This is a genomic window from Mycobacterium sp. (genome assembly GCF_019247615.1).
In the GTDB taxonomy this organism is placed as follows: Bacteria; Actinomycetota; Actinomycetes; order Mycobacteriales; family Mycobacteriaceae; genus Mycobacterium.
In genome coordinates this window covers 1-12,973 of sequence record NZ_JAFBAT010000048.1, presented here as the reverse complement: position 1 = coordinate 12,973, position 12,973 = coordinate 1, and the positions used below count along the sequence as shown (strand labels likewise).

At 67.5% G+C, this 12,973-nt stretch carries 11 protein-coding genes; 3 read left to right on the top strand and 8 right to left on the bottom strand.

From position 1 onward, the window contains the following. Positions 1-34: 34 nt before the first annotated feature. The 3 genes from JO059_RS03305 to JO059_RS03295 form a co-directional block, all read right to left on the bottom strand. On the bottom strand, positions 35-952 hold the full coding sequence (locus JO059_RS03305; RefSeq protein WP_293314692.1) for a 5-oxoprolinase/urea amidolyase family protein: 918 nt from the start codon (positions 950-952) through the stop codon (positions 35-37). A gap of 12 nt (positions 953-964) precedes the next feature. Next, a complete protein-coding gene (locus tag JO059_RS03300; protein ID WP_293314691.1) occupies positions 965-1,639 on the bottom strand; it encodes an allophanate hydrolase subunit 1 in 675 nt (224 codons plus the stop codon). Positions 1,640-1,763: 124 nt separating this feature from the next. Beyond that, positions 1,764-2,762 carry an ABC transporter substrate-binding protein gene (locus JO059_RS03295; protein ID WP_293314690.1) on the bottom strand — a complete coding sequence of 333 codons (999 nt, stop codon included), beginning with the start codon at positions 2,760-2,762 and terminating at the stop codon, positions 1,764-1,766. A 204-nt stretch (positions 2,763-2,966) separates the two neighbouring features. Here JO059_RS03295 and JO059_RS03290 point away from each other — a divergent pair, with 204 nt between their 5' ends. Next, positions 2,967-4,364 carry a nitrate/nitrite transporter gene (locus JO059_RS03290; RefSeq protein WP_293314689.1) on the top strand — a complete coding sequence of 466 codons (1,398 nt, stop codon included), beginning with the start codon at positions 2,967-2,969 and terminating at the stop codon, positions 4,362-4,364. 25 nt (positions 4,365-4,389) lie between these two features. Here JO059_RS03290 and JO059_RS03285 read toward each other — a convergent pair whose 3' ends face one another. Beyond that, positions 4,390-5,631, bottom strand: a complete 1,242-nt coding sequence (locus JO059_RS03285) for a DNA polymerase domain-containing protein (RefSeq protein ID WP_293314688.1) — start codon at positions 5,629-5,631, stop codon at positions 4,390-4,392. 59 nt (positions 5,632-5,690) lie between these two features. On the opposite strand from JO059_RS03285, the gene fadD2 reads away from it, so the two are divergent. Further along, entirely contained in the window at positions 5,691-7,370 is a 1,680-nt protein-coding gene (gene fadD2, locus JO059_RS03280; RefSeq protein ID WP_293314687.1) for a long-chain-fatty-acid--CoA ligase FadD2, read from the top strand. Positions 7,371-7,382: 12 nt separating this feature from the next. On the opposite strand, the gene JO059_RS03275 is transcribed toward fadD2, so the two are convergent. Next, positions 7,383-7,721, bottom strand: coding sequence for an ATPase (locus tag JO059_RS03275; RefSeq protein ID WP_293314686.1), 339 nt, complete (start codon positions 7,719-7,721; stop codon positions 7,383-7,385). A 529-nt stretch (positions 7,722-8,250) separates the two neighbouring features. Here JO059_RS03275 and JO059_RS03270 point away from each other — a divergent pair. Next, on the top strand, positions 8,251-8,670 hold the full coding sequence (locus JO059_RS03270; protein ID WP_293314685.1) for a hypothetical protein: 420 nt from the start codon (positions 8,251-8,253) through the stop codon (positions 8,668-8,670). A gap of 89 nt (positions 8,671-8,759) precedes the next feature. On the opposite strand, the gene JO059_RS03265 is transcribed toward JO059_RS03270, so the two are convergent. The 3 genes from JO059_RS03265 to JO059_RS03255 all read right to left on the bottom strand — a co-directional run. Further along, entirely contained in the window at positions 8,760-10,988 is a 2,229-nt protein-coding gene (locus tag JO059_RS03265) for an acyl-CoA dehydrogenase (protein ID WP_293314684.1), read from the bottom strand. A 43-nt stretch (positions 10,989-11,031) separates the two neighbouring features. Next, the gene (locus JO059_RS03260) at positions 11,032-12,012 is read right to left on the bottom strand and encodes a 2-hydroxyacid dehydrogenase (RefSeq protein ID WP_293314710.1); all 981 of its coding nucleotides are present in this window, start codon (positions 12,010-12,012) and stop codon (positions 11,032-11,034) included. After that, positions 12,003-12,973 (bottom strand): alpha/beta hydrolase (locus tag JO059_RS03255; RefSeq protein ID WP_293314683.1); only part of this gene is annotated, 971 nt, incomplete at its 5' end. The genes JO059_RS03255 and JO059_RS03260, both read right to left, overlap by 10 nt.

Here is a 12,973-nt window from a genome sequence, read left to right as displayed (position 1 = left end):
ACCAGTCCCGGCCGGCGGTGGCGCCCCCGATTTTCTACGAGGACGACCAGTCCGCGGAACGCCCTTCCGGTCGTCCGCTTGGCGCATATCGGGGTCGCGCCCAGTGCAGCCGCACGTACTGGCCCGGCCGCACCTGGGCGACCTTGTCGACGTCCTCGTCGATCACCACGCCAACCACCGGGTAACCACCTGTGACCGGATGATCCGGTCCGAGGATCACGGGTAATCCGTTGGGCGGCACCTGGATCGCGCCGCGGGTGGTGCCCTCGCTCGGCAGCTGTCGGTCCGGATAGCGATGCTGCAGCGGGCGGCCCTCCAACCGCATGCCCACCCGGTCGCTGCGGTTGGACGCCATCCAGATGGTGTGCACCAAGGCGTCGGGGTTCACCAACCAGTCGTCGCGCGGCCCGGGCACCACCTGCACTTCCACCAGATGCTCCGAGATGGATGCCACCGGGGCCTGCTCCAGCTCGGGGTAATCGTCGGTGTGCGGGCCGACCGGGAGTCGGTCCCCGGCTCGCAGCGGCGCCGGGCCGATGGCAGACATGACGTCATAGCTGCGCGAGCCCAGCACCGGTTGCACGCAGATGCCGCCGCGCACCGCCAGATACGTCCGCAATCCGGCCCGCGGTGCGCCCAGCGAGATCACCTCGCCGTCGTGGACGTGGTGAATGCTATTGGTGCCGAATTCAACTCCGTTCACCGTGGGGTCGGTGTCGGCACCCGTTACTGCGATGTCGACGTCGCCTCCGCGGACCCGTGCCGAAAAGCCGCCGAACGTCACCTCGACGGTGGCGCGGTCATCGGGGTTGGCGACCAGGCGATTGGCCAGCCGGTGCGCGCGGCGATCGGCGGCGCCCGAGCGCCCGACGCCCAAGTGGGCCAGTCCGGGCCGGCCGAGGTCTTGAACGACGGCGAACGGTCCGGTGCGCAGAATTTCCAGAGTCGTCACGGCTGGCTCCCGTCACACAGCACGGAACCGAACCCACATGCCCTGCGTGAGGAGGGCGGGGTGTGTCCGGTCGAGGTCCCAGAGAACGGCGTCCGTGCGGCCGATGAGCTGCCAGCCGCCCGGCGACTTCCGCGGATAGACCGCGCTGAACTCACCGGCCAGCGCGACGGAGCCGGGCGGCACCGCGGTGCGCGGCTCCGAACGGCGCGGCACCCGCAGTCGCGCGTCGCCCTCCACCAGATAGGCGAAACCCGGCGCGAAACCGCTGAATCCGACCCGCCACATGGTCGCGGTGTGGGCTTCGACCACCTGCGCCTCGGTCAGCCCGGTGTGCCCGGCGACCTCGGCGAGATCCGGGCCGTCGTAGACGACGTCGATCACGACGTCAGCGCGGCGATCCGCGGGTGCCTCGACCGCGGGGGTGACCCGCATCCTGCGTAGCCGCTGACGGGTGACGGCCTGGATACGGGGATTATCGAGCTTCACGAGCACGGTGCGCGCGCCGGGAACAACGTCCACCACACCGGTCGGCACCCCCGCTCGAAGCGCGTTCACCCACGCCAACACCTCAGCGGTGCTGCCACATTGCAGCATCAGTGCTTGGTCCCCGTAGTCCAGCACAGTGCTGCCGACGAGGTCTGTGGATAGGTCGCTGGACCGCTCGCTGGTCAGCTCCGTCACGCTCATTACTCGACGGTAACCCGGAGCCGGGGTACGGGCGAGGGCTGGTCAAGGGATTTTCGAGCACTGCCAGAGGTGCCTTACCGAACGCTCAAACAGGCCCGTGTAACCGCACGGGGAACGCTTCGGCTCAACCCAGAATCTTGCCGATCTGGGGCGGCAGCTGATCGGCGACTACCGGGTAACTGAGCGGCGACGCGAACGCGATCGCCCCGGCCTGATCCTTGGTGGTGAAGATGTGGCGGTACTGGGCGGTCGCTTGCGAAGCCGCCACCTCCGGGTCGGCGAGCAGCGCCTTCTGGTCGTCCGGAGTTTCGGTGGTCCAGATCACCACGTCGGCCGAATCAAGCACGGCCTTGATCTGATCGCGCGGGATGATGGCCCGGTGGTCGCTGCCGAACGGTTTGATGCTGTCGGCGATGACCAGGCCCATCTGGTTCAGGAAGTCGGTGCGCCAGCCCGCGAGTGTCGCCACCACGGTTCCCTGCCAGAACGTGCCCTGCATCAATAAGGCCTTCTTCCCCTGCCACTGGGGATTCTTCTGGGCGACGTCGGTGAACTGCTTGGAGACGGCGTCGATCAGCGATTTCATCTGGTTCGCTTGAAACACCGCCTGGCCGACGGCGGTGGCCTGCTCCTTCCAGGGCTCGAAGAATGCGTCGCCATCCGACTGCGGGACGGTCGGGGCGATGGCCGACAGCTTCTGGTAGGTGTCGGCGTCCACGCCGGCATTGATCGCGACGATCAGGTCGGGTTTGAGCCCAGCGATCTGATCGACCGGAATCCCGTTGTCCAGGCTCAGCACCACCGGCTGCGCCACGCCCAACTTGGGTTGCGCCCACGGCCAGACCGCGAAGGGCTGGTCACCGAACCAATTGGTCACCGCGATCGGGACAACGCCCACTGCGAGCAGGTCGTCTTGCTCGGTATAGCCGGCGCTGACCACCCGCTTGGGCGGTTCTTTGATGACGGTCTGACCGAACAGGTGATCGATCGTCACCGAACCGCCGCCGGCGGCGCCCTGCGACGGTTTGCCCGACGAGCACCCTGCCGAGGCGCCCGAGAATGCGACCATCCCCGCCGCGCCCGCGAGCTGCATGAACCCCCGTCGACTCCATCGGTGTCGCATCGCGTGAGATTATCGCGTCCGCCGCCTTCCGCCCGCCTCGCCGCTCAGCTGTGCCGCCGAGCCCAGGGATGTCGGTGGGCCCCGCCACAACAACGCGCCACCAAGAAGTTCTGACAACGGCCCCTGCGCCGTTGCGATCTGGACGTATCGCCGGCGTAACTGTGCACACCAAGGGCGGTAACAGACCGTCCTTAACGTCGGGGTGTGACTACCACTGCCCCGGACACGGCCCCGGATACCACCAGAGCCCGCGTTCCCGAGACCGCGCGACGGCACGTCGGGCGGCATTGGATCGACGACTGGCGCCCCGAGGACCCGAGCTTCTGGGAGACGACCGGCAGGCCAATCGCGCGCCGCAACCTGATCTTCTCCATCTTCGCCGAACACATCGGGTTCAGCGTGTGGATGTTGTGGAGCATCGTCGTCGTGCAGATGATGGCCGGTCCCCACGGGCACCCCGCCGCCTCCGGCTGGGCGCTGACCGCCAGCCAGGCGCTCTGCCTGGTCGCCGTGCCCAGCGGGGTCGGGGCTTTGCTGAGGCTGCCGTACACCTTCGCGGTCCCGATCTTCGGCGGCCGCAACTGGACGATCATCTCCGCGTCGCTGTTGCTGATCCCGTGCCTGCTGCTGGCCTGGGCCGTGGGCCACCCCCATACCCCCTTCGGCGTGCTGGTGGCCGTCGCGGCGACCGCCGGCTTCGGCGGCGGCAACTTCGCCTCGTCGATGGCCAACATCTCGTTCTTCTACCCGGAGAAGGACAAGGGCTGGGCGCTGGGCCTCAACGCCGCCGGGGGCAACCTCGGCGTGGCGGTGGTGCAGAAGATCATTCCGCCGATCGTGATCGCCGGCGGCGGCGTCGCCCTGTCGCGGGCCGGGCTGTTCTACGTCCCGTTAGCCGTGGTGGCCGCGGTGTGCGCGTACGTGTTCATGGACAACCTCACGGAAGCCAAAGCCGACGTGACGCCGGTCCTGCAGTCGCTGCGGCATGCGGACACCTGGGTCATGTCGCTGCTCTACATCGGGACGTTCGGGTCGTTCATCGGCTACTCCGCGGCTTTCCCGACCCTGCTCAAGACCGTCTTCGGGCGCGGGGACATCGCCCTGGCCTGGGCCTTCGTCGGCGCGGCCATCGGGTCGGTCATCCGACCGCTGGGCGGCAAGCTCGCCGACCGGATCGGCGGGGCCCGCATCACCGCAGCCAGCTTCGTGATGCTGGCGGCGGGTGCCGCGGCGGCGCTGTGGTCCGTCAACACCAAGAACCTGCCGCTGTTCTTCGCCAGCTTCATGTTCTTGTTTGTGGCCACCGGCATCGGCAACGGCTCGACCTATCGGATGATCTCGCGGATCTTCAAGGTCAAGGGCGAGCTCGCCGGCGGTGACCCCGACACCATGGTGCAGATGCGCCGCCAGGCCGCCGGCGCGCTGGGCGTGATCTCGTCGGTCGGCGCCTTCGGCGGGTTCGTCGTGCCGCTGGCGTACGCCTGGTCGAAGTCGCACTTCGGCAGCATCGAGCCGGCGCTGCGGTTCTACGTGGCGTTTTTCGTCGCGCTGCTGGTTGTGACCTGGTACTTCTACCTGCGCCAGGGTCGGGTGTCCGTCTAGCGGCCGCAATCGGCGGCCCCCGATTTCAGTTCCCCTGGTACCCCACCCAAGGGCTGTAGTCGGCGATCAGCTCCTCCTGCGGGGGGCGCTGGTCGGCCGGCACGTGCTGCAGGTTGATCCGGATCCGGTACCAGATCGAACTCGGCCCGCGCATGCCGTCGACGAGGACATCGGCCGGCCGCAGCAGGGCGGCGGCGGCCGGGTGGCGCTCACGCCAGGTGTCCAGCGCGGCCATCGCCTCGTCCTTGGTCTTGGTGCGGGCGACCTCGATGAGGGGCTTCGACGACACCCGCCTGCCGTCCGTGGCCTTACCGGCCCCCCGTGGCGCACGTTCGGGGGGACCCAGCTCTTCGGCAAGCATCAGCAGCCGATCGAGCTCGCCCACCGCGTCGTCCATCCCCGCCCACGGGTCACCGATCTCGGCGAACCGCCGGGGCACCGTGTCGATGGTGAACGCCGCCGGGTCGCAGGTCGCGACCTCATCCCAGCGCAGCGGCGTCGACACCCGGGCGTCCGGGGTCGCGCGCACCGAGTACGCCGATGCCACGGTGCGGTCCTTGGCATTCTGGTTGAAGTCGACGAACACCCCTTCGCGCTCTTCCTTCCACCAGCGGCTGGTCGCGGCGTCGGGAATGCGGCGCTCGACCTCGCGCGCAACGGCTTGGGCGGCGAGGCGCACCTGGCGGAATCCCCAGCGCGGGGCGATCCTGGCGTAGATATGGAAGCCGCGGGACCCGGACGTCTTCGGCCACGCGACCAGCCCATGATCCTCGAGCACCTCGCGGGCGACCGCCGCGACGTCGACGATCCGCTGCCACGTCACCCCGGGCATCGGGTCCAAATCGACCCGCAGTTCGTCGGGGCGATCGAGGTCGCCGGCGAGCACGGGATGCGGGTTGAGGTCGACGCAACCCAGGTTGATCACCCACGCGAGGCCGGCAGCGTCATGAATCACGGCCTCCGCGGCGGACGTGCCGCGGGCGTAGTGCAATTCGGCGACGTCGACGTAGTCCGGCCGGTTGGTGGGAGCCCGCTTCTGGAACACGGCTTCCTCCGCGATGCCCTTGACGAAGCGCTTGAGGATCATCGGTCGGCCGGCGACACCGCGCAGCGCACCCTCGGCGATGGACAGGTAGTAGCGAATGAGGTCCAGCTTGGTGCGCGGGGCCGCAGCGTCGTGCGCGTCGAAGACGACCTTGTCCGGATGGGTCACGGTGACGTGGTGTCCAGCGACCTCCAGCGAAACCGGACCGGCCATGTTCACCATGGTAGGTGCGTGGGTACTAGGTACTGGTATTGCGACCGACGTCACATATGGTGGGATCCATGTCAAATCTGATCGGTCTGCCCTGGCAGGCTGTCACCAAACTTCAGCAGTATTTGGAACGCGGCTCAGCCGAACTGCACTACGTTCGCAAGATCTTCGAAGCGGGTGCCTTCCGGCTCGAGCCACCGCTGAATTACGCCGCGACGGCCAACGATATCTACAAGTGGGGCGAGTTCGGCATGCTGCCGTCGCTCAACGCCAGGCGCCATCCCGACCGCCTGGCCTGCATCGATGAAGAGGGCGAATTCACTTATCGGGAGCTCGACGAGGCGGCCCACGCGGTGGCCAACGGGCTGCTGGAGATGGGTGTCAAGGGCGGCGACGGAGTCGCCATCCTGGCGCGCAACACCCGCTGGTTCCTAATCGCCAACTACGGCGCCGCCCGAGTCGGCGCCCGCATCATCCTGCTCAACAGCGAGTTCTCCGCGCCGCAGGTCTGCGAGGTGTCCGAGCGCGAAGGCGCCAAGCTCATCATCTACGACGACGAGTACGCCAAGGCCGTCAGCAAAGCCAAGCCGGAACTGGGCAAGCTGCGCGCGCTCGGGACCAACCCCGACGCGGATGAGCCGTCGGGCAGCAAGGACGAAACCTTGGCCGACCTGATCGAGCGCAGCAGCAAAGAGACGGCCCCGAAGGCCACCAAGCACGCGTCGATCATCATCCTGACCAGCGGAACCACGGGCACCCCGAAGGGGGCGAACCGCAGCACCCCGCCGACGCTGGCACCGGTGGGCGGAATCCTGTCGCACGTTCCGTTCAAGGCGGGCGAGGTGACCTCGCTGCCGGCGCCGATGTTCCACGCGCTGGGTTATCTGCACGGCACCCTGGCGATGTTTCTCGGGTCCACGCTGGTGTTGCGCCGCAAGTTCAAGCCCCCGTTAGTGCTCGAAGACATCGAGAAGCACAAGGTGACGGCGATGGTGGTGGTCCCAGTGATGCTGGCGCGGATCCTCGACGCGATCGAGAAGATGGACAAGAAGCCGGACCTGTCCAGCCTGAAGATCGTGTTCGTCTCCGGGTCCGCGTTGGGATCGGAACTGGCCGAACGGGCGCTCAAGGACCTCGGGCCGGTGATCTACAACATGTACGGCTCGACTGAGATCGCGTTCGCCACGATCGCCGAGCCCAAGCATCTCGAATTCAACTCGTCGACCGTCGGACCGGTGGTCAAGGGCGTGAAGGTCAAGATCTTCGACGACAACGCCAAGGAACTGCCGCAAGGCGAGGTCGGGCGGATCTTCGTCGGCAACGCGTTTCCGTTCGAGGGTTACACCGGCGGAGGCAAGAAGCAGATCATCGATGGAATGCTGTCATCGGGTGATGTCGGCTACTTCGACGAGCACGGCCTGCTGTACATCAGTGGGCGCGACGACGAGATGATCGTGTCCGGCGGCGAGAACGTGTTTCCCGCGGAAGTCGAGGACCTCATCAATGGGCATCCGGACGTCGTGGAAGCCACCGCGATCGGCGTCGAAGATAAGGAGTGGGGCCACCGGCTGCGCGCGTTCGTGGTCAAGAAAGAGGACGCCGACGTCGACGAGGACACCATCAAGCACTACGTGCGCGACCATCTGGCTCGTTACAAGGTGCCCCGCGAAGTGATCTTCCTGGACGAGCTGCCGCGCAACCCCACCGGCAAGATTCTCAAGCGCGAGCTGCGCGAGATGGAAGTCGACTGACCCAGCCGGTCGTCACTTGCGTGCCTGAATGGCGCGCGTGATTTGAGCCGAGAGCTTGGGGTCGACCAGCAGCTGGTCGATGAGGGCGGTGAGGACGTCTTGTCCGGTGACGCGGGCGACCCCGATGCGGTCGGCGGCCGCTCGCTGCCAGACGTCGAGGGCGCGGTGGGTGGCGAGCGGCAGATCCACGGTCCGGCGCGTTCGCCGGTCGCGCGTCGGCTGGGCGGGCGCGACCTGACCCAATGCGGGCAGCCGCTGGGTCGGCCCCGTCTGCTCAGGGCGGGGCGCCGTGCGGGGGAAGTGGGCGAACCGCTTGGGACCGGATTCGTTGTGGCCGGGTGTGGTGCTCATGGCGTCGGCCCTCTCTGCGGTGTTCTTCTGATGCTTTTCAGTGCGTCACTACACCTAATCGATACCCGATTCTCTCACCGCGACCGGCGTGACTTCCGCCGCTGGGTGAGCATTTTTCCACAACGCCCGTGCCCACGCGGGTACCAACACCATTTCCAGGTTGCCTAGGTGTGAAAACCTATGGGTTTGCTGTCGACATACTGAGTGTCGCGTTAACTACGCCGACACTGAAATACATAACCGCTGTCTGCATTTCCACACTTCCGTAGCTCAGTGATTCAGTAAAGCCGCTCCGAAGAGCAATTATAGTCGCAGAGCCCAACACGACAGTAATCGCACAGATACTGATTCCCTAAAACTCTGGTCAGTATTTTGGTAGTCGCCTCAAGGCGCCCTAAAAAATTGCCAGCCTACGTTTCGATATTCGCAATCGGCGGCCAAAGAATCGTTTTTGTCCGCCGAATGATGGGTATTCTCGGCGTGGACGTACCTAAGACGTCTCAAGGTCTCTCGAAGGAGGTTCTCGACGATGGTTTCGATGCGAACGCTGCGCGGCGCGGCCACGGGTGCGGTGGGCGCGGGAGCGCTGGCCGGTGCGATGTTGTTGAGCGGCTCCGCCCTGGCGCAGGCCGCGCCGGCGGCCGACCACCCGGCGAATGTTGCCACTGCCGGACTCCACGGGACGGATGTGATCCCGACCCGTGGCGGCGACGGGGGCGGTGGTGGCCGCGACCACGACGGTCCTGGCCAAGGCGGCTGGGGCCGGGGCGGCGGGGACCACGACGGCCCCGGACAGCGAGGCTGGGGGCCCGGCGGGAACGGTGACTGGGACCGGTCGGGCCGCGGCGATTGGGACCGCGGCGGTGACTCGGATCGCTGGGGCAACCACGGCGACTGGGACAACTGGGGTCGCGGCTGGAACGGCGACTGGGATCGCGGTGGTCGCTAGTCAACCCACCAGATGCCAGCCGGCCGGCCTCGACGTGCGAAAGGAAGGCCGGCCGGCGCTGGCGGGCATGCCGGCCTGCGTTCGGGCGACTACGGGTCGCGGGGCAGGCCCAGCAGGCGCTCGGCGATGATGTTGAGCTGCACCTCGGACGTCCCGCCATAGATGGTGGTGGCGCGGCTGGCCAGCAGGTACTCGCCCCACTTGCCGGGCGGCTCGTTGGTGTCGCCGATCGCGGCGTCGGTGCCGAAGGAGGACACCGCGAATTCGGCATAACCCTGCCCGGTACGCATCGACAACAGCTTCGAGATCGCCGCCGACGGCATTGCCCGATCTTTTGGCCCGCCGGCGAGCGCCAACAGCGTCGATCGCAGGTTCAGCAGCTTGGCGGCATGACCCTCCGCGATCAACTGCCCGGCCCGGTGCTGCGCCACCTGGTCGAACTGCCCGTCACGGACGAACTCGACGAACTCGGGCAGTGTCGCCAGGAAATTCGCGTCGCTGCTGCCGATGGAAACCCGCTCCGCCGTCAACGTGTTGCGGCTGACCTCCCAGCCCCGGTTGACCTCCCCGAGGACGAATTCATCGGGCACGAACACGTCGTCGATGTAGACGGTGTTGAACATCGCGTTGCCCGTGAGCTCGCGCAGCGGCTTGACCGTGATTCCTTCGCTCTTCATGTCCAGCAGGAAATAGCTGATGCCGTTGTGTTTCGGTGCGCTCGGGTCGGTTCTCGCCAGCAGGGCGCCCCAGTGCGAGTACTGCGCGTAGGTGGTCCAGATCTTCTGACCGGTGATGCGCCAGCCGCCGTCGGTCCGGGTCGCCTTAGTGGTCAACCCGGCCAAGTCGGACCCCGCGCCCGGTTCGGAGAACAGCTGGCACCAGGTCATTTCGCCGCGCAGGGTCGGCGGCAGGAACCGTTGTTTTTGCTCCTCGGTCCCGAACGCGACGATCGACGGGATGATCCAGGCCGCGATGCCTACCTGCGGGCGTTTGACGCGCCCGGCGGCGAACTCCTGGGCGATGATGACCTGCTCCACCGGGCTCGCCGCCCGGCCCCACGGTTTGGGTAGGTACGGCAGCACCCAGCCGGCCTCGGCGATTGCGACCTTGCGCGCCTCGCGCTCCATCGCCTTGAGGGCCGTGACCTCGGCCCGGATTTCCTCCCGCAGCTTTTCGGTGTCCGGATCGAGGTCGATGTTCACCGCGCGCGTCCCCGTGCTGGTCGCGGTGTCCACCACCTTCTGCGGGTACCCCGAGCCGCGGCCGAATGAGGCGGCCAGTATCAGCGCCCGCCGGTAGTAGACGTTGGTGTCGTGCTCCCACGTGAAGCCGATTCCGCCGTGCACCTGAATGCAGTCCTGCGTGCATCGTTGAGCGGCCGTCGGCGCCAGCGTCGCGGCCACCGCCGCGGCGAACTCGACGCCGCAACCCGCTGTGTCCCAATTGTTCTGGCTGGCTTCGTCAATCGCGCGGGCGGCGTCCCAGACCGCCGCGGTCGCCCGCTCGGTGTCGGCGATCATCTCCGCGCATTTGTGTTTGATGGCCTGGAACTGGCCGATGGGCCTGCCGAACTGCTCGCGGATCTTCGCGTACTGCGACGCCGTATCGGTCGCCCAGCGCGCCACGCCGACGGCCTCGGCCGACAGCAGGGTGGACATCAGCGCGTGCGCGGTCGTCATGGTCAAGTTGCTCAGCACGGCGTCGTCACCCACCTCGACGGCGTTGGCCCGCACATGCGCTATGGGCCGCAGCGGGTCAATGCTTTGTACCGGCTCGATCTCGAGTTGTTCGGCGCGCAGCACCACCCACTCCTCGCCGCTGTCGATGGCGACCGGAAGAACCAGCACGGACGCCTGCGCCGCCGCGGGCACCGCGCGGACCTCGCCGCGGATCACCAGCGTCTGCTCGTCGGGCCCATGCCTGGTGGCCGTCAGGCCGGAATCCAACGCATAGGCGGCGATAGCCGCACCGGAGGCAAGTTCGGAGAGCACCTTGGCTTCCGGATCGTGTGCGGAGATCAGCGCGCTGGCGATCGCGGAGGGGACAAAGGGGCCCGGCACGGCCCCGTAGCCGAATTCGGCCAGCACGACGGCCAGCTCGAGCGTCCCGAAACCCTGCCCCCCGATGGATTCGGCCAGATGGACGCCGTGCAGGCCTTGTTCGGCGGCCGCCCGCCAGTAAGGCGGGGGATTCTCGATCGGCGTCGCTGGGCCCGTTTCCAAGGCCGCGTGCAGCACCTCGGACGGCGCCACCCGCGCCACCAGGGATCGCACGGAGTCGGCCAGCTCTTGATGCTCAGCAGTGATTGCGATCGGCATTGGTCGCCTTCCCATGGCTTCGTTCGGCCAAGCACTTTCCAAGCTAACAACCGGTCGGTTGGTTGACCACCGGGTTCACCAGGTTGGTCAGCGGTTGACCGGCGGAGAGCCGGCGGCAGTTGGCAACCGCCTCGGTCAGGTACCTGCGCATGGTGTCGGCGGTGTACCAGGTCACGTGCGGCGTCAGCACCACGTTGTCCAGGGCCAGCAGGGGATTGTCGGGCGCCACCGGCTCGACGTCGAAAACGTCCAGCCCCGCCGCCGCCAGCCGACCGCCCCGGAGCGCGTCGACGAGCGCCTCTTCGTCGACGACGCCACCACGCGACGTATTCACCAGCACCGCAGTGGGTTTCACCAGAGCCAGCGCGTCGCGACCCAGCAGTCGGCGGGTCTGCGCGGTCAACGGCAGGTGCAGCGAGACGACGTCGCTGTCGGCCAGCAACTCGTCCAGGCGCCGCCATCCGGGCCGCCCGTCGTCACGCGTGCTGGTATGCAGGACCGTCGCCCCCATGGCCGCGACGATTTCGCTCACCCGCTTGGCGATATTGCCGTAACCGACCAGGCCGACGGTGCAGCTGCCGAGGTCGCGCACGGTCTCGCCCAGCCCCGGGTCCGCCGGCCAGCCGCGCCCTTGCCGAGTGGCGCGGTCCAGCGTCGGCAGCTTCCGGAGCGCCGCCAGCATCAACAGCACCGTGCCCTCGGCCACCGACGGTGCGTTGGCGCCCGGCATGTTGGCGACCCCGATGCCGCGCTGCGTCGCCGCCTCCACGTCGATGGTGTTCACCCCGGCCCCGAGCTTGTGCACCAGGCGCAGGCGAACCCCGCGCCGCAAGTCGCCGGCCGACAGCGGCCGAAGCACATGCCAGATCACCTCGGCGTCCGGCAGCTCCCGATAGAAGGTCGTGTCGTCGTCTTCGGCGCACCATCGGACGTTAAGCCAATCAGATTCCGGCCCAACGAAATCCAGCACCTTCGCCCCGGGAACGAAGTGGGCGAGAACCCGCACGCCGTGTCTTAAGGCCACCGCTTGGCGATCCACCCGGTGATGGTATCGGCCTGCTCGCTGCGCGCACCGGGGGTGGTGAAGTAGTGGTCGCTGTCGATCGAGACTCGCGCTTTGTCGGTGCCGCCCAGCGCGTCGTAGATGCGCTGGGCGTCGGAGGGGAAGACCCCCGTGTCGGCCTCGGCATTGATCACCAGCGCCGGGCAGCGGATGCGGGCCAGGTGGGGCTCGGCCCGCGTTTGCGCCACCCGCAGGCTCCACATGCCCAGCCAGTTTCGCAGGGTGCAGGCGGCGGCGATGCCGTGCGGGGAGCGGTTCGCCTTGGCCGGAACGCCGGCGTAGCACATGTTCGGCTGCCGCTTGGTGGGCTCGAGGCTCGGATCGACCATGCGGGGGTCCGCCCAGGTTCGCATCACGCTGAACGGACGGTCCGAAAAGCCCGCGGCGCGAATACGTTTGAGCTCCCTCTCGACCCAGTCAGTGATCGCGTGGTTGCGCGCTGTCTGGGCGCGCCGGTAGCGGGCGACGAACTCCGGCGGGTACGGCGGGCCATTGCGCTCGTCGAACGGGTCAAGGTCGGGATCGGTTGCCACCGGGTCGTTTTCGTCGACGACGGCGGCGTCCATCCAGGAGGTCAGCACATCGGGGCGTCCGGGGTGGGCAGCGGTGGCGACATACCCGTCGGCGGGAGGCAACTCCGTCAACCCAGCCGCCGGGCGCATGCCCTGCAGCGGAGTGACGTTCGGTTCGACGGCCTGCGACTGGTAGGCCGCCATCAGCGAGCCGCCTCCCGAATTGCCCAGCAAGACAACGGTATCCACGCCCTGGACTTCTCGTAACCAGCGAACCCCGACCCCGATGTCGACCAGCGCGTGGTCGAGCAGAAAGCTGCTTTCGAAGCCGCGGAACCTGGTATTCCAGCCGAGGAAGCCGATTCCGCGGGTGGCCATGTAGTCGGCGAGATAGTGCTCGGAGAAGTCGA